Genomic DNA, 21741 nt, shown 5'->3' with positions numbered 1-21741 from the left:
GGCCAGCCAGGGTAAGCGATGGGTCTCACCCCTCCACAGATGGGTAGCCGCATGCGCGTCGGCATAACCGGCATCTTCCACAAATCCCGAAAACTTGGTATAGTATGACGAGTTCAACCTGTTTGCACCACAGGCGGCTAAAGACCGATTCAGTGATCCCGTGGCAATCTCGTTGCAATCACTTCTCGATGTCGCGGAAGTGAGTAGCCGGACGGATCTCTGGGAAGCCTGCGGTGCATGGAAAAGTGGATGGTTTTGGGTCCGTGCCGGGCAACGGATTGCTACAAACAACCTTTCCAAGGAGGGAATGCGATGGGTTCCCGCGTTCGCATCAGCCCTGCCGCCGTTTACGAGGCCGAATTGCAGAAACGGTTGCAGATGAGCACGGCGGAAATCGGGCTTTCTGTTCGTACCACCAACTGCCTCGAGGATCGGGGCATCTTCACGGTGGCACAGTTGCTGGACACGAAGCCCGAGGATCTTCTCAAAATCGCCAATTTCGGCGAAAAAACCTTAGAGGAAGTGTACCAGGCCCTCGAACGCTTGGGCTTCTACCGGAGGAGCCGGCTCCAGGCTATGGGGATTTCCGATCGTCCGACACCTTTTGTTCCCGAGCTGTCCGATTCCTGCGTTATTCAGTTCCGGGTGGTCATGGACGACTCGACAACTGTTCCGGTTTTTGAGCAAAATAAAGAAGGTGTGACTGGCTGACTCCGCCCCCTCTGCGATTGGAGCGACCGAATTCCAAAGGCTCTGTGTAAACGGTCCCGAGCGGCTGTTTTGACGCGATCGCGCACGGCTTGCAACGGAGTCAGCCTTCCGACCTTAACCGGGAAGGTGTCAGTTGGCTCGCTGGTTCCGCCTGTTTGAGAAAAAACGCGGCAATCGCCGAACTGGTTCAGAGAGAATTGCCGGACTCTGGGAGGCAGCTTTTTTCGCCTGCCTGTTCCTCCTGGGATGTCTCGGCTTTTGGCTTGCGCTCCGTTTCCTGCTTTTGCCCGAGTGGCGGTCTGGCCGTGATTTTCTGCCCGTTGCTTGTAAAGTTCTGGAAACGCGTTTGGGGACCACGGTTCGCGAAGGCCAGACGCTTTATCGGCCGGAGGTGTGCATCGAATATCGTGTCGGAGAGCGTGTATACCGACTGTGGACTTACGACATCCATACGGTTCGCGGAAACGGGTACTCTGTGGACCGCCAGCACGCGGAACGGTGCCTGAAAAACTACCGAGCCGGCGAGACCAGGACCACCTGGTACGACCCGGCCAACCCCGAAATTGCTGTGGTGGAACGGGGGTTCCGATGGTGGACCTGGTTGGTGCTCCTCATCCCATTCTCCTTTGTGGTCCTGGGAGCAGGCGGGGTGAGTTACCACGTATGGCGGTGGGGCAAGTCAGTGGAGCGACTCGCCGTTCAGGGTAAGCCGCTCGCTTTGAGTCTGAGCGCCAACCCAGAGGCCACACTCTTTCCATTCGTCCCTGAAATCCCCTCGGGCATTCAACAACCGGGTGAACACCTGCCTTATCGACTCCCTGTGTTGGGAACGCCGTCACGAGCCCTTCTCGGCTGGCTGGCTGCCGCCCTGTTCTGGAATGGCTCGGTGCTAGCACTCGCCCTAGCGGTTTACTATTCCGAAAAGTTCGACTGGAGCTTCAGCCTGTTCTTGATCCCATGTTTGATGATTGGGTTGACACTGGCGGCCGCGTTCTTCCGCCAGTGGATGGTGACGACCGCCATTGGACAGACCATCGTGGAAATATCGGACTTCCCCTTAATTTGCGGCCAGCGCTACCGGGTGTATCTCAAACAGACCGGCTGGCTCAAAATGAATTGGCTGGAGATGCTCATCGTGTGTGAAGAGGAAGCCACTTTTCAGCACGGCACAAACACGCGGCGCGAAACGCGACGGGTCTGGCAGAAGACGCTTGTTCGTCATGAGAAATTCGACATTCTGCACAGCGTTCCCTTTGAAATTGAAAAAGAAATTGAAATCCCCTCGGCAATGATGCACTCTTTTCGTTCCCCTCACAATGAAGTCCGATGGCGTCTCTGCGTGCGAGGAAGTGCGCAGGACTGGCCCGTTTTCGAGCGCATTTTCCCGCTCGTGGTTTTGCCGGAGCCTTCGAAGAAGTCCGAGACGGTATCCTGGTCCAGGCGTTCCGTCCAGACGACAACTGCGGGAGGAGGAGCATCACCCGAGGAATCGGGACACGAGAACGCGGAAACAGCATAACAGAAAACACCAGAAAATTGGAATCGCACAAAGGAGTGCCCGTCATTTTGCGTAAGGCGTCCGCCTTCAAGGAGCTTTGCCTTCTACCGGAAAACGATGGAACCCCGGATTGTTATCCACCTTGATCACCGAAAAACCGTGTATGACCCCGGAGAGATTCTTTCCGGTAAGGTCATCATCACCCCTGCTGACTGCGTCGACGTGATCAAGGCGATTGAGCTTTCCATACTCTGGTACACAGATGGCAAGGGCGATCAGGACCTGCATGTCCACCATTTCAGGCGGTGGTCGCAGGAGGGTGACTCACTTGTGCCGATCTCGTCTCCTCTATGCTTTCAAACGATCCTGCCGCAGACGCCTCTCAGCTACGATGGGCTGATTATCCGTGTCCGCTGGTGTGTGCGGGTGCGGGTATTCCCGGTAAAAGGCCGTGAAATCGTAGAAGAGATCATTTTTCGTTTGGGACACGTCGCACCAGCAAAAGTAAGAATCCAGTGACCGACATTTCCGGAAAAGTAGAAAATCCGTTCTCTGCACGATTCGTTCGACCGGGAGCAATTCCCTACATCTTTCCTCCCGGTTGCTCAGCCGAGTCGCTCTTCCAGACTTTCGAACGACTGCAAAGAATGGGTGCCGTGGTGGGGCCGCACGGCGTCGGAAAATCCGCGCTCATCACGGCTCTGGCGGAGTGGATGGAACAGCATCAGATATCGTGTTTGCGAGTCGAACTTCACGACGGCCAGCGCACACTGGACCAGGAAATCTGGAACTCACTCGAAGACCGATCCGAAATTGTGCTCATGGTGGATGGTTTTGAGCAACTCAGCACCTGGACAAGATACCAGCTACGACGCCTCTGCCGGAAGCGTCGTTTGGGGCTGATCGGGACGGCACACTCCGACGTGGAGCTGCCCCTTCTTTATGCCCCTGAGCCCAATGAGGACCTCGCCTGGAAGATCGTCCAGCTTCTCCTCCAACGCGGTGAACCGCTCATCACCCGGGAGGACGTCCATGAATCCTTTGCCCGGCACCAGGGCAACCTCCGGGAAATGCTCTTCGACCTGTACGACCTCTACGAACTGCGGCGGTCAAATTTCACTGGCCACTCTGCACCGTAGAGAGAGGCCGGGCACGCACCAATCGACTCCGCCTGGCGATCCGCTGTCCATGGATAAAGCCGACCTTTGGTCCTGATCTCAGGTCCATTCACCGGCTGGAACGGTTATCGCTTCCGCCAAAGTGGCCCGCTAACCAAGGACCTCGAACTTAATTCCCACCCGTTTCAGTGCGTAGCCGGTCTCACGCATATAATCGCCGTAAATCGTCATCCAGTGGAAGCCGGGCATGCGATCAGCAAGCAGCTTATCATCGCACGTGAACCGGACATCAATTTGTGAACGACAAATGGGGAGGAAGGGATGGGCCACGATTTCCCCGCGCAGGCCAACCCATCGCTCTGATTTAAAGTCCGGTAGTACATTGGTCACAATCTGCCCATTACGCATCTCCACTTTGGGAGCGGCACCGTAGTCGGACTCGAAATGGGTGAGAATGCGTGCTGGTTCCCGCTCCCGGCCGTTCAGTTTGCGAGGTGCTGTACAGTGCGCCAGGGTGATGATGCCGTCATGGGGATAGGTGGGATCGTTGAGAAAAGGCGGCAAGCCCGAAATTCCGCACAACAGCATTCCCGCCGGGATGACGACAAAATCGGATTCACAGAACGCCAGATAGCCCTCATCATTGAGCAAGCTAAGGGTCATACATGCGGACGTTTCCGCAATCGGCATGATCGTGCCCATGCAGCCGTTGATTGTGATCATCCGGCAATTCGCCTGGGCCATGATCTTCCGGAAGACCTGGTCGAGCAGGAACGCATTTTCCAGGAATGGGCGATCCGTCTCCAACGTTACATTCGGGTCTTTCAGGTATTCCTCGGTGCGTTGTTTTGCAAGTTTGACGGCGGTTTCATCCGCCCGGGCCGCCTTGATGAGCTTGGCGAGTTCTTCATACGGAAAATCAATGATTTCCGTTCCCCAGATTTTTTTGACCAGCTCGGGCACTACTCCGGGAGGTTGCGCCCATGCTCCGGCACCACCGATCGCCACAATCCGCTGGTTGCGCGCGTTTTTGAGCCCACAGAGTGCGCGAAGCCGCCAGAGCACTTCGTCGTATTGATCAATCACCACATCATCATTGTCCATTCCTGGAACTTTTAGCTCGTCCGTGTGCTGACGGAGGAAACGGGGACTGATGATTTCGTAGTACAGGTAGAGCGGACCAGACTTATGCCGGATAAAGAAAATCGTGTCCTTCTTCAGGGCGGCAATGGCATTGAGATCGCCATCGTTCGCATAAACCAGCAGCACATCAGCGTTTTGGACGTCTTCCATGCCGATCAACTGACGAGAATCTGTAGTCGCGGTAAGAGGAGCAATTTCTAAAGGAAAGTCCGCGGACGCGTGAAGTTTTTTCAGCTCCTCCTGGATTCGCCCGACCTCCTGAGTTGCCGCTTCCTCGGTATGAATACCACCCCAATTGCGCCAGCTCGTCTGGGGTCGCCGTTGGTAGACGCAATACAGGAAAATAGGTTTTACCTTCAAGGGTTGTCGCGGGGGTGGCATCGGCACATCGGGAGCCTGAGCCACCAGACTGGCCCAGCTTACCCCTGAAAGAATCGCCGAACCGATTGCGGCGCTTCCCAAAAATGTGCGCCGTGTCACGGCTCCCAGGTGGTTCACACCGCCATTCGCCTGACAGGGGCAGCAGTGTGGACGAACTCCCTCCGCTAAATGCGCGTGTTCATGCATCATGACATGCACCTCCCGGAAAAATGCTGGGGCCGTCTCCTCCGATTCTTAAACCCGTGTCCCGGCCAAGGATCGCTTTCGTTATATCGCGGGTCCAGTCGTACTGCAACTGGCGACCACGCCGTGCTCCTGTCTATGGCCACGGCTGAGCAGTAAAAAACACGGTAATCGTGCTTCAAAGGCCAATAACATGGTGGAGAAAACGACTAGAATCGATCGCTCCGCTGGATGCTTTCACCGAATAGGGCAATCAGCAGGCCGATCGGACCGCCCGGAAAAATTCTTCCAGTAACGCACGATTGGCCGCAGCCACGTACGGGCCACCCCTTACACCCAGTGGCTCTCCCCTGAGGTTGGTCACTATTCCACCCGCTTCTTGGATCAAGAGGCTTCCAGCCGCCACGTCCCATGCTTTAGTGGTCAGAGCCCACGAGATATCGAAGCGGCCTGCCGCCAGGTAGGCCATATTGAGGGCCGCTGAACCGGTTCGCCGCAAGGAGAGACAGTGGACCGCCGATTGAACCATCCACTGAACGTCTGAAGACTCAGGCATCACGCGAGGCGGGAGACCAATCGATACCAGGGCCTCCTCGAGAGCTGCCACCGAACTCACGTGGATAGGCCTGCCGTTTAAATAGGCACCGCCGCCCCGCACCGCGGTGAAGCGTTCATTGAGCATGGGGTCTAGAACAACGCCCACAAGAATTTCGTCCTTGCATGCCAGAGCAAGTGAAATTGAAAAAAACGGCACGCCGTGAACGTAATTGGTGGTGCCGTCAAGAGGATCGAGAATCCAAAAATACGCGCTATTCAGCTCCGGTGGGAACTCACCTCCTTCCTCACCGAGGAAACCGTGATCGGGAAACTCCGCGCGAATCGCTTCACACACCACCCGCTGCGATTCAGTGTCAGCCTCCGTAACAAAATCGGCATGTCCCTTCAGTCTCGCCTCAACACGACCGAATTTATCTCGTAAAACCTCCGCGGCAAGGTCCACAGCTTTGTTTGCTACGCCCAAAAAATGTTCCAGGTCCTTCGGTTCCGCGATCACAGGTTTCATATTTTCTAAGAATCCTCCTCTTATTCATCCATCTTAGCTATCGAAGCGACTAAGTAAATCGCATTACTTTTGATGCATTACAGCAATACGCCGTCATACGTTTGAGGCGTTTGTATAGTCGTAAATAGCGGCCATTTGAAAATACTAACCGCACGGTCACTTAGACAGCACGTAGGACAAATACAACGTCTTCTGTTTGGTCGTCCACAACAATTGGGTCGTCAATGCGGTAGGCAAAGTCGTAGGTGGCTACAACTTCCCACCCACCCGCTTTCTTTAATAGGCGTAAAAACTGGCAACGGTCGTAAGTGCGAAAGATGAACTCGTCGGCAATTCGAAGGCTACGGCTGGGAGTATAAACATCGAATTGGAGATAAACCCGTTCTTTACGATGCTCCCGATCGAGGTAGACGGTTTTCATCCAGGAGTTGACCTGAAGGTGCCCCTTCCGTGCCACCCAGGCCTCCTCTGTGCAGGTCGGCGGCCGATTGGGGGTCAGGTGAAACCCGAGGACATAAAGTCCCCCTTTTCGAATAGCCTGCCGCATACATTGAAGATGGGATTTAGCCGCTCGGTCATCGGGTAAATGGCGAAAGCTATTGATGGTATTAAAGGCGGCATCAAATTTTCGTCTCACCCGGAAGTTTGTCATATCTCCAACCCAAACCGTTGCGGGATAGCCATACCGATTGAGACGCTTATTGCAAAATGCTACCGCCTTGGGATTGATATCCAAACCTGCGACATCAAATCCCTGTCGTGCGAAACGGATGAGGAGGCGTCCGGTTCCGCATGCTGGTTCGAAGACGCGACGAACGGGAATTTGCGCATAACGTTCAAAGCAGGCCCGCAAGAACTTGATCTCCGCCTGACAATCTGCACCGAATAAAACGTCATAATACTTGGGATAGTCGTAAATATTACCACGAATCGTTTCCATTGAAGACCAACTGGTTGCGTTTTTGAGCGTCATAATACACAATCTGTCCACCCCGGTTTCGGCAAGAAGTCATCCAAACTGGGAATACCGGCTAATCAAGCTCTCGTATGGCGGCGAGGACCCGGTGCACCTCATCCATGGTATTGTAATGGACCATCGAGATGCGCAGCAGGCCCTCGGGTTCCAGGCCTAACCTCTCCGTTAAAGGAAGCGCATAGAAATTCCCATGCCAGGTAAAAATACCCCGAGTCGTGAGAAACTCAGCCAACTCCCGCGGTGAGAAACGGGCATGGGTGATGCCGATGGTCGGCAGCCGCTGCTGCAGCCTTTCCCGCTCAGTGATTCCCCAAATCCGCACGTCCGGCAACTCCTGAAGTCCTTCGATCATTTCCCGGGCCAGTGTCTCTTCGTGAGCCTGGATGGCCTGGAAACAGGCGTCGAGCGCCTCACGCCGAGTCATTACCTCGGGAGCCACAGATTTCCCGATCTCTGCGAGATAGTCCACCGCGGCGCAAAGCCCAGCGATTCCCTCATGATTCTGCGTGCCCGTCATCCAACGGTCTGGAATATCGTCTGGAGCAGGACGCACTTTGTCCGCGGGCAGCGACACCAGCCACTCTCGCTTTCCCCAAAGCACCCCCACGTGCGGCCCAAAAAACTTGTAGCCCGAGCATACCAGGAAATCGCAATCCCAGGCTTTCACGTTGATCCGGCGATGCGGTGCGAGGTGCACAGCGTCGAGAAAGACCATGGCCCCGACCTGATGGGCCAGTTTGACGATTTCAACCACCGGCGTGATCGTTCCCACCGCATTTGAAGCACATGTCACAGCCACCAATCGCGTTTTTTGAGACAATTGTCTCGACAGATCTTCCAGGTTCAGCGAGCAATCCTCGGGATGGATATCAACGATACGCGGAACCACTCCCACCTCTCGCGCGGCAAGAATCCACGGCGTGAAATTTGCGTCATGCTCCAGTCGAGTGAGCACAATCTCGTCTCCCGGTTTCCAGGTTTTCATCAGCGCCCGCGACAGCGCAAAGGTCAAGCTGGTCATATTGGGGCCGAAAATGACAGTTTGCGGGTCATCGGTGCCAAGGAAGTCGGCCAGGGCCTGCTGCGCCTCCTCAATGACCCGATCCGTATCCTGACTCGTGGGAAACACACCGTGCCGATTGGCATTCGTTTCGACAAGGTATCGGCACACGGCGTCGACTACATGATGGGGGACCTGCGTGCCCGCAGCACCGTCAAAGTACACGACGGGGAGCCCACCGTGCTTGCGGAAGAGGGCTGGAAACTGCCGCCGACACTCCGTAACGTCCAGATGTTCAACCGGTCTTTGAGTCATAACTGTGGAACCTCCCTTTTTCGCCAGGACGAAGTGTATTGAGCAATTGTCTCCCACCGGTGAGCGGCGAACAATACACGATAAGAGTTTCCAACCAGCCGGATTCGAGCGGCATGACCAAAGCATCACACATTGCCATTGGCCGTCACCGGGCAATTCGGACGTGCCGGGCACCAGCATCCAAGAGGCGGGATCCTCGCGAAGATTTTTCGATGATGGGTTGACCACCCACGCGAAAAGGAACCGCGGTGTCTGTCGATGAAGGTTCGATGGCCAGGTTTCCAACCGGGGAACTGTGTGTCCACTGAGGCAGTGTTTCTAAGTTTTTGTTAAAAGCCGTCGTATTGAGAAGATTGTTGAGGTCCACCGTGAAATCTGCAACGACTGAACAAAAAAAGGAGCCTCCCCTGAACGAAGTCTCTCCCCGTTTCCAGGCCGGCGATCGCGTGGGCATCGGCATTGTGTTTCTCGTTGTCTTTGTGGATTTGCTGGGCTTTGGACTCGTTCTGCCCCTTTTGCCGGTTTACGCCGAGCACCTCATGGTCGGCTACAGTCCGACAACGCAGGGCGTGCTTCTCGGTTTCTTGATGACGAGTTTTTCTTTAATGCAGTTCCTATTCAGCCCGCTGTGGGGGAGTCTCTCCGATAAAATCGGTAGGCGTCCGATTCTGCTGGTCGGACTAGCCGGCTCCACGTTGTGCTACACCCTTTTCGGCCTGGCCTGTGCGTGGAGCTCCCTCTGGCTAATGTTTTTGGCGCGGATTGGAGGGGGTATCATGGGGGCAACGATCTCTACCGCTCAGGCTTACATTGCAGATGTCACGAAAGCACAATATCGGGCAAGCGGCATGGCAGTGATCGGTGCTGCGTTTGGATTGGGGTTCACGTTTGGTCCCCTTCTTGGCGCCCTCGCTATGTCGGTGGCTCCTGGCAAGCAGGCGGCGCTGAGTACCCTGCCGGGATTCATGGGGGCGGGCTTTTCGGCGACAGCTCTTTTCATCGCTCTGTTATTTTTGCGAGAATCGCTCCCTCGACTCCGTTACGGCATTGCTCAACTCTCTCAGGAAGACGTTAACCGATCACACGCTGAGTGGCACCTACTTTTCAATCGCAAAATTTGGCAGGAACTCTTTGCGAAATCGGTACTTGCGGCGTTGCTGCTCACCGGGTTTTTGATCGTTTTTGCACTCTCGGGGTTCGAAGCTACGCTTTCCGTCACCCTGGCCGATCTCTGGCAATTAAACGGAAATTCGGCCACGCTGCATCTCAGCCGACAGATCTTGTGGGTCTTCGTTCTCATTGGGTTGATCCAGACGCTGACGCAGGGTTTCCTCGTGCGTCGGCTCAGTCTTCGATTGTCGGAAAAAACGCTTGCAAATATCGGACTGTGGGCAGCACTAGCTGGTTTTCTCGCAATTAGCGCTGCTGTGCAACAGCCACAGATTGCGCGTTTTTTCCCGCTCATCGCACTAAACGCCGAATGGGCTGGACGAGTGGTGGTCATTGCCAGTGGCGTTGTCGCAGCCGGAATGGCCTTCGTCATACCCGCCGTACAATCCCTCATTTCCCGCCGCGTGGATGCGGATCACCAGGGGCGCGTTTTCGGAATCGCCAACAGTCTGAGTGCCATCGCGCGGATCGTGGGAGTGCTCCTCGCATTTCAGGTGAGGGTTTTCCTCCCGGCTGGCCCTTTCATTTTGGCGGTGCTGCTGCTCATCGTGTCCATGGAACTGATTAGGCGATCCGCGGCGCAGTCTCTGGCCACGCCTTCATCAACTCTGTCGGTTTTCTAAGGGTATTTTTCTACGGCTGTCGGCGGGCAAGCGCCGCATTGAGAAGGAATGCCGCCATTAGCACCACACCCATCACAAAGGGGCGGGCAAAATCGTCCAGCCGAATCGAGTTGAGTCCGATATTGAGCACCGTAAATGTAGCGACACCCACGAGGGTCTTGCCAATCCCGCCTTCACCCCCAAAAAGACTCGTTCCCCCGAGGACGATACATGCCAGAGCACTGAGGAGAAGATCCTGATTTTGATCGAGGGTCACACTCGTCATGCGCCCTGCATTGACCAGGCCGCCGATACCAGCGGTGACCGCCGAAATAGCCAGACACGCTGTGACGACCAGGCCTGTTGGTACCCCTGCCAACCGCGCTGCCTGGCGGTTTCCCCCAGTCATGTACACGTATCGGCCGAATCGCGTGTACTGGAGGACCACATGTCCCACGGTCATGATGGCAGCCGCCAAAAGGGCACTGTAGGGGATGACGGTCAACCCCTCATGTTCGATGCCTCGATTTCCAATATCCCCCAGCAGGGCCGGTACCCGAAAGGCTTGCCCGCGGGTGATGTACCGCGCGGCTCCCTGGGAGATGAACATCATGGCCAACGTGATGATAAAGCTCGGCAGTCGCGATTTGACTGTCAAGACACCGGAAAGGATTCCCAGCAAGAGGCTCGTGCATAATGGCAGGATGAGGACGGCTATAACGATTTCGGCCGACGCTACAAAACGTCCCTCTGCAGTTTGTGTGGCCCACGATTGATAAAGCCATCCACATAAACAGGCCGTCCACAAGGCCATTGATCCGACAGCCAGATCGATTTCCGCGGCCAAAAGGACAAACGTTAAGCCCGTGCTAACAATGGCCAGCACCGCGCCTTGCTGCAAGGCGGTCACCAAGGTCGAGAGCCGAAGAAAACCGGGGGCGGCGATTCCAAAAAAGAGAACCAGTGCCAAAAGCGACGCCACCGGCGCGATATCCTGCGGTTCCCAGCGGAATTTGAATCCCTTTGCAAACGCCGTCATCGCCGAAATCCTACTGCTGTGTTCCCTCAGAGAGTTTTGCGCTTTCACCGTGATGCAACCTTGCGTGTGGACTGGCAGGTTTCAGGAATGTTGTTCTCACAGGGTCAGGCCGCCCTCAGCAGGTGGCCCTTTTCCACCCGACATCCCGACCATTCAGCGGTCACTCTTCCGCGACTCATAACCATCACGCGATGGGAATGAGCCAGGATGAGTTCCGGCTCCGTAGACGCCAAAATGACGGCCGTCCCCTGTGCCGCAAGCTGTTCGACCAATTGCATCACTTCCGCTTTTGCAGCGATATCCATACCGCGCGTGGGTTCCTCCAGAAGCAGCACACGAACCGGACCCAGCAACCATTTGGCAAATACCACCTTTTGCTGATTCCCACCGGATAGGTGTTCCACCTTAAGCAAAGGATCTGCCGGCCGACATCCCACCTGTTTCAGCACGGGTTGGACCGCTCGCAGTTCTTTGGCGAAAGTCACCCAGTTTCCCACGGCGTGACGAAGATGGGCGATGGTGACGTTCTTGTAGACCTCCCCCCGGAGAAACAGCCCCGCAGCTCGATCGGCAGTTACAAGAACCATCCCCGCGCGAACTGCCTTTTGGGGTTTGCCCAGCGGGAGCGTACGTCCCCCGAGGATGATTCTCCCGGAACGTGGTGCCAGAGCGCCGCCCAAAGCCTGGACCAGATCCTGATGACCTGCACCGACAAATCCGTAAAGCCCGAGGATCTCCCCGGGCGCAACGGCCAAATTGACGTCCTCGAAAATTCCCGGCAGTGTGAGCTTCTCCACGATAAGCACTGGTGGTGCCAGCGTGCGTGGAGGAAGGTCGGCCCATTCTTCCCGTTCAGAGCCAACTGAGACCCCGCGCCCAATCATCGCTTCCACCAGTTTGTGCTTGGTCAATTCTTCGCGGGGAAGCGTCAGGACACGTCGTCCTTCCCGCAAGACCGTGATCCTATCAGAAATCGTCAGAACATCCTCCAAAAAGTGGCTGATAAAGACAACAGCCACCCCTCTTTGTTTAAACCTCTTGATCAATTCGAAAAGCCGTTCCACTTCCGGAGGACTCAAAGCACTGGTGGGTTCATCCATAATAAGGATGCGGGCCCCACGATGGGCCGCCCGTGCAATTTCCACCATTTGTCTGACGACGAGTGGGTATGCATCCAGCCGCCGATCGACATCGAGCTGTAGTCCCAGTTCCCCTAAATACTCGCGGGCCTTTTGCCGCATCAACGGCCAATTTACCAGCCCCAAGCGGTTGAGCGGCTGTCGCCCGAGGAAAAGGTTTTCGGCTACAGAAAGTTGGCCAATGCCCGAGAACTCCTGGTACACCATGGCGATGCCCAAGTGAAACGCCGTCTGTGGGCTGCTGATTCTAACTGGCTCGCCGGCCACGGAAATCTCGCCGTCATAATCGGCCAGAGCCCCCGCCAGGATCTTCATGAGAGTGCTTTTTCCGGCCCCGTTGCTCCCTACAACCCCATGGACCTCGCCCGGATAGAGGTCGAAATCAACATTTTCCAGGGCGACAATGCCACCGAAACGCTTACCAATGCGACGGCATTCGAGAACAGGTTCCCGAGTAATCGACGTCATGGTGCATTAGCGATTGTGACGTGATAGGCGTCAAGAATTGGTGGGCCGCTTATCTTTTTCATCCCGGTGTACTAACTCCTCAAGGTGGACGGCGAGGCAGTCGGGCATGACCAGGCGATTATAGCCACCTTCTAGAACGCTCACAAAACGACCTTCCGCGTAGGTGTCTGCCACGTCCAGGACCAGCGCTGTGAGGGGGCCGAAATCTTCGGTCTCCAACCCCAGATTGCCGATGGGATCCAGCCGGTGCGTGTCAAATCCGGCGCTCAGCAACACCAATTGCGGTTTTACGAAAGCGGCAAATTCGTCGAGAGCTAATTCCAGGGCGGCGAAGTACTCACGGCGCGATATTCCATATGAAACGGGAATATTCTTTGTATAGCCGCGTCCAGCTCCCTCGCCAATTTCGTCGGCCGCACCTGTACCAGGATAGAAAGGATATCGGTGGATGGAGAGGAATCCCACCCGGGGATCTTCCCAGAAAGCTGCCTGTGTCCCGTTTCCGTGGTGGATGTCCCAATCCACAATCAGCACCGATTCCAGCCCCAGTTCCCATACGGCCACAGCAGCCGCCACCGCAATGTTGTTGAAGATGCAAAAGCCCATCGCTCGCTCTCGGAGGGCATGATGGCCTGGAGGACGGACCAAACAAAAGGCCCGGCGATCTTCTCCCTTGACCACCCGTTCCACAGCGTCGCATACGGCCCCAACTGCTGTCAGTGCAACATCGTAAGAAGCGGGACTGCAAATGGTGTCATGATCTAGGTCACCGCCGCCAGATTTGGCAATCGCCCAGACTTCGTCGATGTATCGCGGCGAATGGATAAGGGTGAGTCGGCTCCTCGAGACAGGCTCAAATTGAGGTCGGGTGCATCGAGAAAGTAAATTCTTCGCTTCGAAGCACTCCAAAGCACCCCCAATTCGGTCCGCCCGTTCTGGATGCGTCCCTGTTTCGTGCTGCAGAAAAATAGGATCGTAGTACAGAAGAGTCATGCGGAATGACCAAATGTTCGTAAATTACGCCCGCACCCCGAGCTGTATTCCGCCCGTGGGCACAATCGTCCTGTCAAAGTACACAATACCTATTAGAAATGTGATTGTCTCAAAGCCGTCGCCGTCCATCAACAAGGGTTCACTCTCCTATGAGCTTTTCCCGGTCTCCCAACTCATGCCTCTGCAAGGCACAAACCAAGCTCTACATGAACGGATTTCCAAGGGAAAACGCCAACCTATATGTGAGAACATCGGCGGAGAGGAGCTTTCGGCCGTGCTGTGAGAGCACCTGTCGTTCCGGGAAAGTGCGCGGGTTAATAATACCAACGGTAGCCAGCCGGGGGCGGAGGAGGCCAGGTTGTCCTTCGCCGGGTCGTTCGGTAGGTCCGTCGTCGGTAATAGCTTCGATCATAGAGTAGGCTTAACCAGCGCATGCTCTGAACGAACAGGACAAGCAGACCGAAAACCCCGATCATTGTTTCCCACCCCACGTTGATTTTATTCCCTGCTGCGCTCGGCTGTCCGCCTTTTGCTGCGGTATTATCGACCGGGCCCACATTCTCTGCAGACTTCGAATCAAGACTCGTCCCGCCCGAAGTGGTGGTTCTGGAACTGGTTGCTAGGTCGCCATCCGAAAACTCCTTGGTCGAGGTCTGCTCATATGTTTTGCTGTTCTTCACCTTTTCATTCCCCTTGCCCCCTGAAGGCGAACGCCGCTCACCCGTAGGAGCCGTTGGCCAGTAGCCGTCGCCGAGTCGCCTGGATTGGCTTGTGTCGTCGGATGTTTTAAGACCGCTTTGGCTATCTCCCCCCGTTGTATCGGTCTCGCCGACCGAATGCATGTCGTTCCGCTTAGACCCGGACGAGGAAAAGTCGCTCTGCTCTTCTCGGTGATCTTCGGCATTCCTGTATCCGGATTCCCCACTCCCTGACCATCTCTGTTCACGAGAGGTCCCTGTTTCTTTTCTATCGTTGTACTCCTCGCCGGGCGATCCAAGGGACGCGGAGGACTGGGAAAGGTGGGTTTCTGAATGTGTCTCTGAACGACTCAGCCCGGGACGTCCGCTCCTGGCCCGGTCTGAACTGTCCAAATGGGAACTGTCAGACGGCGACCGAGTGGCCACGAAAGTTGGTTCAGCGTCGTAGACTGGGATGGGCTTGTAACCCCAACTGGACTCCGAAGTGCCGTATTGCCCAGTTTCTTCTCTGGTTTCAATAGTGTGCGAAAGGTCGCCAGCCGGCGATTCTTTTTCACCATCGTTCCCCTGATTTAACGGGTGAGAGCTCCAAGCACCTTTTCCAGTGGCGGCATCTTCACTTTTCCTCGAAAAACCCGCACCGCCTGACTGCGTGTTGATACTCGCGGTTGCCGTTCCGTGCTGGCGGCGATCCTCGCGAGACTCCTGCCCGTAGTTATTTCGCGTGCTCGATGAAGTTTTTTCCGAATCAGCCGTCCATGTAGCAAGGCTTTTCCGCTCCGCGTACGGATCTTCCGCAGACTCGTAGGGTTTACTCGACCAGTAATCCCAGGCCTCGTACGGCCGTCGCCCGGTTTCACCTCCGCGCTGGGACCCAACTGTCTGCGTCGTAGTATCGCTTGTGGTGTCAAATTTTCCGGGCGCACGTGCCCCCGAGTCGTCACTTTTCGCGTAAAAATCTTGGATATTTCCCGCGCGATGATTTGTCGACCCTCGCTCGTATTTCCCCCGAGCACCGCTTTCCATCGCCACAGAATCCCTGGAAGCGTTCAGCCCATCATAGTCCGCAGAATCGCTACGAATGTCTTTTCCCGTTTGAGAACTAGCATAACCATCGCTAAGGCCGGAATATGTTTGGGGGGCGCCACTCTTTCCAATCGAATAGCCGGACACGCTGGAGGCTCCAGCCGCACCGGAACCAAATCCAAAAGATGCAGCGTCATTTGGTACCGCACTGGAAGAATACGCACCAGCGGCAAGCTTGCCTTTGTCTTGAGGGTCGGCTACCGTTTCTGCCGGCCGCCAAGCGCTGACATCGCTGGCTGCGTACCCACGAGCTCCCTGATCCGTCCGAGAACTTCCAAAATTCCTATTTGCGGGTGAGGGTTGGGTTGGGGAGGATCCGGACCAGGAAGCCTGGGAAGAGCCAGGTGTTCTGGTTCCGCTGGATGTGGCTTCTGGCACACGTGCTGTGGCGTTGTCTGAAGCTGTGAGGGGAAGAGTCACTGGGGGTGATCCAACAGACGAGGCTGGCTCAGCCGGAATGAGGCTTTGCCCCTGCAGAGGCGCCAAACCGCCAGCGGGGGTTCGACCCGGCGGTCCTAGGGCATTCGCCGCGAGCAACAATGAATCGGGGGGCGGCAACTTGTCAAATGTTTCCTTGAGGGGAAAAAGAAAACTGCGTACTCGACCACAGTAGGCTCCCATGGTTTCTGTGAAGCCCGATCCAAAAAGAACACCGGCTAACTCTCCCCGAGCGTTGAAAATCGGTCCTCCTGAGTCTCCCTGCCGGGCCGTTGCACGAAGTTCCACCAGTTCAGCAGGCAAACCAGGGCTGGGCGAGAGGTACTGCGTGCATGGCCCATAAGAAACGCGATAATCCCCCTGTCCGTACCCAGCGATCATGAGGACGTCGCCCGGCCTGGGCGGGTCAACCGCAATCGGCACCGGCTTTGCGCGGGGGCGCCAAATGGCGAGCGCTGCCAGATCCCAATCCCGATCCACCTTGAGGACGGTGGCCGGTGACGCGAATCCATCAGGGAATTGGACAAGAATGCTTCCCCGAGCATCCCGCACGACGTGCCAATTGGTAACCACCAGTCCGTGATACTCGTTGACCGCCACGAGCGTCCCAGTGCCGAGCGAAGCACCACGGGTGTCGAGAGCAATCACTCGGGCGACCGCTGGATGGGGGGTGGCAGGGGTTCCGGTATTCCAGAACCAACCTAACGCGGAACGACCCCATCCTGCGAAGGTCAAAATGGCGATCAACAGGTAGGCGGTTGCACGCTGTGCTTTCACATCGAGTCCGACATTCCAAAGTTTACCAGAATGCTCGAACGATCTCGGAAACCCGATCCCGCACGATCTACGACCCTTCACATTGGGACATAGCCAACTAGGTTACTTGGCTTGGTGCGACCAACTGTGGCAGAACCCTGGCGCGAACACGGGACCCTAACTGCGGTCGCGCTCAACAAGCGGTGTTTTGCGCCGGCCGAGACATCGCTCGATGATCGAGCCGGTGTGCCGCACGTGGTGTTTCATTCAAAGGTTCGCCATCCCTGCGGCATCCGTGCTCCTCCACAGCCGTGAGCGGAGGAAAAGAGCCATCCTTTGGCGGGAACGCGGGGCGATATGACGCCCCTTCATCAATGATTCGGAGCACTGGAAAGGTTTCCGAAATTTTTGATCGAGCCTCCGTGCACTCGCTACGTCAGTCACGGTTTTCACCGTACCCTCAACGCCGACAATTCATTTGCTCGCCCTTTTTGATAAGACCGACACAATTGCTTCACCTATGCTGGCGGGTCCGTGGGCACCCGCAACCTCGTGACAGGTATTCCAGACAACCGCGTCCTGTACGGGTGCCTTGCATGTAAATGCGCAGTCTGCAGGCTTTGTCGGCCGGTTTAATTTTTTATTCGTAGTCACACCGTAAACAACTCCGTTCCGAGGAAAGCTAGGATGTTTTTAAGCCACCTCACACAGCCGAGTGAGCTAAACTAATAGGGAACCCCTAACTGGTATTGTGCGTAGCAATCGGGATGACCCTAGGAATACGATGTTCCACCGCGGCTAGCCGGAGCCTGTGACCGCCCTTCTCGGGTTGCCAATTAATTTGTACCGGGAGGTCAGTCCTGTGAAGATTTTGTTCACCAGCAGTGAAGCTGTACCCTTTGCCACTACCGGCGGACTGGGCGATGTATGCGGCAGTTTGCCGTTTGCTCTCGCGGACCTCGGCCACGACGTGCGCGTGATTCTTCCAGCCTACCGATGCGTGTGGTACGTCGGGCGGGAAATCCGACCGCTGAACGTGGAATTCATCGTGGCTGTGGGGAGTAAGACGGTGTCGGGCAGGCTGCTTGAGCACCGTTCAGAATCGGTTACATTTTATTTTGTCCAGCAGGATTACTATTACGATCGAGACGCTTTATACAGTGTTCACGGGCAGGATTACGCGGACAACTGCGAGCGGTTCGTATTCTTTTCGCGAGCCACTCTGGAAGCCATCCGACTCCTGGATTTTTATCCCGATATCATCCACGCCCATGATTGGCAGACTGGCCTAGTTCCCGCTTATCTGAAGATCGAATATGCCTCGTCCCCGCTCTACCGGTCGATGGGCAGCGTTTTCACCATCCATAACATGGCCTATCAGGGACGATTCTGGCACTGGGATATGCTCTTGACCGGTCTGGACTGGAAATACTTCAACTGGCAGCAGATGGAGGCGTATGGCCAGCTTAATCTTCTGAAAACAGGAATCGTCTTTGCTGATGCTATTAGCACCGTCAGCCCTCGCTACGCGCAGGAGATCCAAACACCCGAATTCGGAGCGGGATTGGAGGGAGTCATTCAAAGTCGGCGGGACGTTCTGTGGGGAATTCTCAACGGGATCGACTACACGGTTTGGAATCCCGCAACAGATCCTCATCTTCCTACCCGCTACGACGAGCAGACTGTATGGCAGCAGAAACCGTTCTGCAAGACAACACTCCAAAGCGAAGTGGGGTTGCCCTCACGTCCCCACGTCCCGCTCATTGCGATGATTGGACGGCTCACCCATCAAAAGGGATTCGACCTGGTGGCAAGCATCCTCCCCGAGTGGCTTGAGCAAACGGACACACAATGGGTCATTTTGGGAACAGGCGACAGTCAGCTTGAGGCGGCCTTCCGTGAACTGGCCGATCGATATCCCGATAAGCTTTCCGTCATTTTCGAGTTCAATCTTCCACTGGCCCACCGTATCCAAGGGGGGGCCGACATGTTTCTAATGCCCAGCCGCTTTGAACCGTGTGGTCTGGCGCAGCTTCAGGCCCTTAAATATGGCACTGTGCCGGTGCTGCGGGCGATCGGCGGATTGGCAGACACCATCGTAGATTGCCGCCCCGAAACGCTGGCAAACGGTACCGCCAACGGTTTCAGCTTCGCCGAAGAAAGTCCTCAGGCCCTCGCCGAGACCCTGAAGCGGGCATGCCAGGCCTACCGGCAGCCCGAGATTTGGCGACAACTCGTGCTCACCGGTATGAGGCAGGACTGGTCTTGGGCCCGCAGTGCACCGAAATACGTTGAGATGTACGAGGCCACGCTGCGGCGGATTCGTGGCGATTGAAAGCCACAACGCGATTTTCGCCCCCTCCCGATTCCGGAAGTGCGAGCGATTCGCGTGTCCCGTTCCGGAAAACGCTACTTTTGCGGTGGCTCGGGAATCTTAATGTCTAAAGATGGCGCAGTAACCGGAGTATCGGGTGCAGATTTTTCGAGTGCCGAAGATTGATCGCCCTGAGCTGGCTCCTCTAAGCTGGCGCGCGGATGAGACGGGGGTGTCCACTTAGGAGCATCAAGTTCGGAATCCCCCAGCCCACTTACATCAACCGACTGCCGCTCGCCGTTCGAATACGTCACCTCCAGAGTGGTGAGCCCCCACTTTCCTGCAATTCTTTGGGCGATAACGTTGACCAGCGCTTTTTCTCGCGAACCCTTAACTCGGAAGGTTAAGTTGGCATTCCCTCGATCGCCGCTGACCCTGACACTTCCCACCGGAAACCAACTTGCCATCTCGATCGGCTCGCCCAAACGGGCCACCACCGCCTGATCTTTTCGCAGCGCCTCCAAAGCCAGGTGGAGCGGCTCGCCACCAAGTCGGGCAAGCAGCGTCAGAATAACAACCACCAGTGCTGCAACGGCAGTCAAGACCAGAATTACGGCAAGGGCCAGACGCCTAATCCAGCTTCTCGCTTGGCCTTCGCGAGTGTCGTGCCCCTCCAGAGGGGTTTCCTGTTCAGTCTGCCAGTTGTTCATGGTCCTTCTTTCCCTGGCAGGAACCGTGCGGGTTTCGTCGATTGTGACTACCATTGGCTGTGTTTATCATATGCATCCAAGAGGACTGCGCAAAGACCAATTTGGCAAAAAAGTGATTGATCAGAAACTGACCGGAGAGGGCGGCTAGGGTCCAGTCTCAGGCCATTCCTGCCAACCGAGAATGCAATTCCGTAGGAGCCGGCAGGCGTCATATGAGTCTTGGCCGCCGGGTCGGAATGCTCAAATTGTGACTGTGCTTACTCCGGCTGGGTACAATGGCAGCAAATTGGGAGAACTCTGGCACAGGGTTCATCAGAGTACGGTTTCTGGCGCGCCTGCCGTGCATAACGCCCGTTAATGGATGTGGATGTTGCGATGGCCAACGGCGATTATCGGGAAGCTTTGCCCGCGGCGGTCGACAGGACTGACCGTCGCGCCAACTGGTTGGGGCGACTAGTCGCCTGGCTTGGCGGTCGGGGGGTGACAGTGGGCACAAGCCTCGAGAGGCTTCACCACCATTGCCAGCAATGGGCAGATCGAACGACTGCTCCCCCTACCGTAGTTACGTTAGCCGGCCTTGCCACCGAGACGCTCATGGAGTACGGGCAACGGGAAGCCGCCTGGCGAATGGCCAGGTGGCTCGAAGCGCGCCAGCTTTCAGACGGCTCGGTGTCAGAATCTCGGGCGCCGGAAGCAGTCTTCACAGTAACGGCGGCAGCCCTTCGGGCGTGGCTCGCCTGTCTGCCGGAACTGGCTCAATTTGAATTCTGTGCGCAAAAAGCTGCCCAGTTCCTTCGGCAATGGATTGGGGGAGAGGGGCGCATCCTTCCACCCAAGACGAGAAGCTGGAACTACGAAGGCGACGGCCCTTTTCGCGAACCGCCCGATCTCACCCCGCTTCTCCGCGCGGGACGTCGCTGGCCTGACACCGACTGGACCACGGCAGCCCTCCGTGCAATTGACTACTGGTTGACTCATGGACACCGGCACAACCAACCGGAAACAACAGGCGCTCTTGTACGCCGCGCATTCCTTTACCTAGAGTGGAGCCGTCGCCAGGACGCGCTTGCGCTGGTGGAGAAAGTGGACCGACTCCAACTGGCTTCCGGGGCGCTCCCGGAGCGTGAAGGCCAGCGAGTGGTGCACCTATCCACAGTGGCCCAAGCGTCGATCGTTTGGTTCCGTTTGTACAATCAAACGCGAGGTGAGAACGCGATGCGGTTTATGCAGCGTCACCTGACCCCGCAGGGATCGCTCCCGACCACCGTAAACGCTGGGACAAACAGGGATCAGGAAGAAGACCCACTCGCGCTTAAATACTATTTAGATGCCACACTTTGGCGTGTCCGATGCGCTGCACACGCCAAGCTTCGCGAAGAGGTCCCCTTGGACAGTTCAGACCCTCGCCTGCAAAAAGCGAGGACTTGGGCCCAGGGGTTACCTTCGGGCTCACTCGTGGCCGATCTCGGCTGCGGGACCGGCCGTTATTTGCGGTACTTGGCAAGCTGGTTTCCCCAATTGCGCTGGGTCGGGATTGATTTTTTGCCCGAAGCTCTCGAGCAGGTGCCAAGAGGGATCAAAACGATTGAAGGAAGCCTTCTTCGCGTCCCAGTGTCGGAGAGGGCATTCCACGGGGTGCTTATGGTGGACACTCTGGCCGATGTGCTGTTACCCGATCAGGTTCTTCGCGAGGTAATACGGATTCTCCGCCCCGGTGGCCGTCTCCTTCTTATCGAACCGGCGACAAAAGGACGGCTTTGTCCACAAACACCGTGGGGACAGGCCCTCAGTCTTCAGGCGATCGAGAGGCTGTTGCGTGGGAGTTGCCAGCAGACAAGTGTAGAAACGTTCGCGGTTTCTGGGGGAACCTTTTCCAGCCGATCTTATGCGGCGATCATTGCGATAAAAATGCCGCGTTCGTGATGGGAAAAATGGAGCGT

At 56.3% G+C, this 21741-nt stretch carries 16 protein-coding genes; 7 read left to right on the top strand and 9 right to left on the bottom strand.

Annotation, left to right across the window (positions count from 1 at the left end):
* Positions 1 to 312 precede the first annotated feature (312 nt).
* From ABJK56_RS06885 to ABJK56_RS06870, 4 genes are all read left to right on the top strand, one after another.
* Complete coding sequence (locus ABJK56_RS06885; RefSeq protein WP_347243928.1) at positions 313 to 711, top strand: DNA-directed RNA polymerase subunit alpha C-terminal domain-containing protein; 399 nt, start codon at positions 313 to 315, stop codon at positions 709 to 711.
* A 133-nt stretch (positions 712 to 844) separates the two neighbouring features.
* A complete protein-coding gene (locus ABJK56_RS06880) occupies positions 845 to 2230 on the top strand; it encodes a DUF3592 domain-containing protein (RefSeq protein ID WP_347243927.1) in 1386 nt (461 codons plus the stop codon).
* 96 nt (positions 2231 to 2326) lie between these two features.
* On the top strand, positions 2327 to 2728 hold the full coding sequence (locus tag ABJK56_RS06875) for a hypothetical protein (protein WP_347243926.1): 402 nt from the start codon (positions 2327 to 2329) through the stop codon (positions 2726 to 2728).
* Positions 2725 to 3348, top strand: coding sequence for an AAA family ATPase (locus tag ABJK56_RS06870; RefSeq protein ID WP_347243925.1), 624 nt, complete (start codon positions 2725 to 2727; stop codon positions 3346 to 3348). The genes ABJK56_RS06875 and ABJK56_RS06870 overlap by 4 nt, the downstream gene beginning before the upstream one ends.
* 129 nt (positions 3349 to 3477) lie before the next feature.
* Here the strand turns inward: ABJK56_RS06870 and ABJK56_RS06865 are convergent, their stop codons facing one another.
* The 4 genes from ABJK56_RS06865 to ABJK56_RS06850 all read right to left on the bottom strand — a co-directional run bounded on the left by ABJK56_RS06865 (position 3478) and on the right by ABJK56_RS06850 (position 8388).
* Positions 3478 to 5040: a hypothetical protein gene (locus ABJK56_RS06865; protein ID WP_347243924.1), complete on the bottom strand. Its 1563-nt coding sequence runs from the start codon at positions 5038 to 5040 to the stop codon at positions 3478 to 3480.
* Between the two features lie 247 nt (positions 5041 to 5287).
* Positions 5288 to 6097, bottom strand: a complete 810-nt coding sequence (locus ABJK56_RS06860; protein ID WP_347243923.1) for an inositol monophosphatase family protein — start codon at positions 6095 to 6097, stop codon at positions 5288 to 5290.
* A 160-nt stretch (positions 6098 to 6257) separates the two neighbouring features.
* Positions 6258 to 7070, bottom strand: coding sequence for a class I SAM-dependent methyltransferase (locus ABJK56_RS06855; RefSeq protein ID WP_347243922.1), 813 nt, complete (start codon positions 7068 to 7070; stop codon positions 6258 to 6260).
* 58 nt (positions 7071 to 7128) lie between these two features.
* Positions 7129 to 8388 (bottom strand): cysteine desulfurase-like protein, encoded by a 1260-nt coding sequence (locus tag ABJK56_RS06850; RefSeq protein WP_347243921.1) that lies wholly within the window; start codon positions 8386 to 8388, stop codon positions 7129 to 7131.
* Positions 8389 to 8756: 368 nt separating this feature from the next.
* Between ABJK56_RS06850 and ABJK56_RS06845 the strand changes: the two genes are divergently transcribed.
* A complete protein-coding gene (locus tag ABJK56_RS06845) occupies positions 8757 to 10181 on the top strand; it encodes an MFS transporter (RefSeq protein WP_347243920.1) in 1425 nt (474 codons plus the stop codon).
* 10 nt (positions 10182 to 10191) lie between these two features.
* Here ABJK56_RS06845 and ABJK56_RS06840 read toward each other — a convergent pair whose 3' ends face one another.
* The 4 genes from ABJK56_RS06840 to ABJK56_RS06825 form a co-directional block, all read right to left on the bottom strand.
* Positions 10192 to 11199 (bottom strand): ABC transporter permease, encoded by a 1008-nt coding sequence (locus tag ABJK56_RS06840; protein ID WP_347243919.1) that lies wholly within the window; start codon positions 11197 to 11199, stop codon positions 10192 to 10194.
* A 104-nt stretch (positions 11200 to 11303) separates the two neighbouring features.
* On the bottom strand, positions 11304 to 12806 hold the full coding sequence (locus tag ABJK56_RS06835) for a sugar ABC transporter ATP-binding protein (RefSeq protein WP_347243918.1): 1503 nt from the start codon (positions 12804 to 12806) through the stop codon (positions 11304 to 11306).
* 30 nt (positions 12807 to 12836) lie between these two features.
* Positions 12837 to 13799: a histone deacetylase gene (locus ABJK56_RS06830; RefSeq protein ID WP_347243917.1), complete on the bottom strand. Its 963-nt coding sequence runs from the start codon at positions 13797 to 13799 to the stop codon at positions 12837 to 12839.
* A gap of 314 nt (positions 13800 to 14113) precedes the next feature.
* Positions 14114 to 16798 carry a serine protease gene (locus tag ABJK56_RS06825; RefSeq protein ID WP_347243916.1) on the bottom strand — a complete coding sequence of 895 codons (2685 nt, stop codon included), beginning with the start codon at positions 16796 to 16798 and terminating at the stop codon, positions 14114 to 14116.
* Between the two features lie 841 nt (positions 16799 to 17639).
* Between ABJK56_RS06825 and glgA the strand changes: the two genes are divergently transcribed.
* The gene (gene glgA / locus ABJK56_RS06820; protein WP_347243915.1) at positions 17640 to 19112 is read left to right on the top strand and encodes a glycogen synthase GlgA; all 1473 of its coding nucleotides are present in this window, start codon (positions 17640 to 17642) and stop codon (positions 19110 to 19112) included.
* 74 nt (positions 19113 to 19186) lie between these two features.
* Here glgA and ABJK56_RS06815 read toward each other — a convergent pair whose 3' ends face one another.
* Entirely contained in the window at positions 19187 to 19801 is a 615-nt protein-coding gene (locus tag ABJK56_RS06815) for a cytochrome c oxidase assembly factor Coa1 family protein (RefSeq protein WP_347243914.1), read from the bottom strand.
* A gap of 375 nt (positions 19802 to 20176) precedes the next feature.
* On the opposite strand from ABJK56_RS06815, the gene ABJK56_RS06810 reads away from it, so the two are divergent.
* Positions 20177 to 21724 (top strand): class I SAM-dependent methyltransferase, encoded by a 1548-nt coding sequence (locus ABJK56_RS06810; protein WP_347243913.1) that lies wholly within the window; start codon positions 20177 to 20179, stop codon positions 21722 to 21724.
* The last annotated feature ends 17 nt before the right edge of the window (positions 21725 to 21741 follow it).

It is taken from the genome of Thermogutta sp. (genome assembly GCF_039793925.1).
GTDB lineage: Bacteria > Planctomycetota > Planctomycetia > Pirellulales > Thermoguttaceae > Thermogutta.
Note: the sequence above shows the minus strand (reverse complement) of the source record. Positions and strands in the feature narration are given on the sequence as shown.

Excerpts from the sequence above, each read along its gene's own strand:
- ABJK56_RS06885 (WP_347243928.1), top strand. The coding sequence starts at position 313 with ATGGGTTCCCGCGTTCGCATCAGCCCTGCCGCCGTTTACGAGGCCGAA.
- ABJK56_RS06875 (WP_347243926.1), top strand. The coding sequence starts at position 2,327 with ATGGAACCCCGGATTGTTATCCACCTTGATCACCGAAAAACCGTGTAT.
- ABJK56_RS06865 (WP_347243924.1), bottom strand. The coding sequence starts at position 5,040 with ATGATGCATGAACACGCGCATTTAGCGGAGGGAGTTCGTCCACACTGC.
- ABJK56_RS06860 (WP_347243923.1), bottom strand. The coding sequence starts at position 6,097 with ATGAAACCTGTGATCGCGGAACCGAAGGACCTGGAACATTTTTTGGGC.
- ABJK56_RS06855 (WP_347243922.1), bottom strand. The coding sequence starts at position 7,070 with ATGACGCTCAAAAACGCAACCAGTTGGTCTTCAATGGAAACGATTCGT.
- ABJK56_RS06850 (WP_347243921.1), bottom strand. The coding sequence starts at position 8,388 with ATGACTCAAAGACCGGTTGAACATCTGGACGTTACGGAGTGTCGGCGG.
- ABJK56_RS06840 (WP_347243919.1), bottom strand. The coding sequence starts at position 11,199 with ATGACGGCGTTTGCAAAGGGATTCAAATTCCGCTGGGAACCGCAGGAT.
- ABJK56_RS06835 (WP_347243918.1), bottom strand. The coding sequence starts at position 12,806 with ATGACGTCGATTACTCGGGAACCTGTTCTCGAATGCCGTCGCATTGGT.
- ABJK56_RS06830 (WP_347243917.1), bottom strand. The coding sequence starts at position 13,799 with ATGACTCTTCTGTACTACGATCCTATTTTTCTGCAGCACGAAACAGGG.
- ABJK56_RS06815 (WP_347243914.1), bottom strand. The coding sequence starts at position 19,801 with ATGAACAACTGGCAGACTGAACAGGAAACCCCTCTGGAGGGGCACGAC.
- ABJK56_RS06810 (WP_347243913.1), top strand. The coding sequence starts at position 20,177 with ATGGCCAACGGCGATTATCGGGAAGCTTTGCCCGCGGCGGTCGACAGG.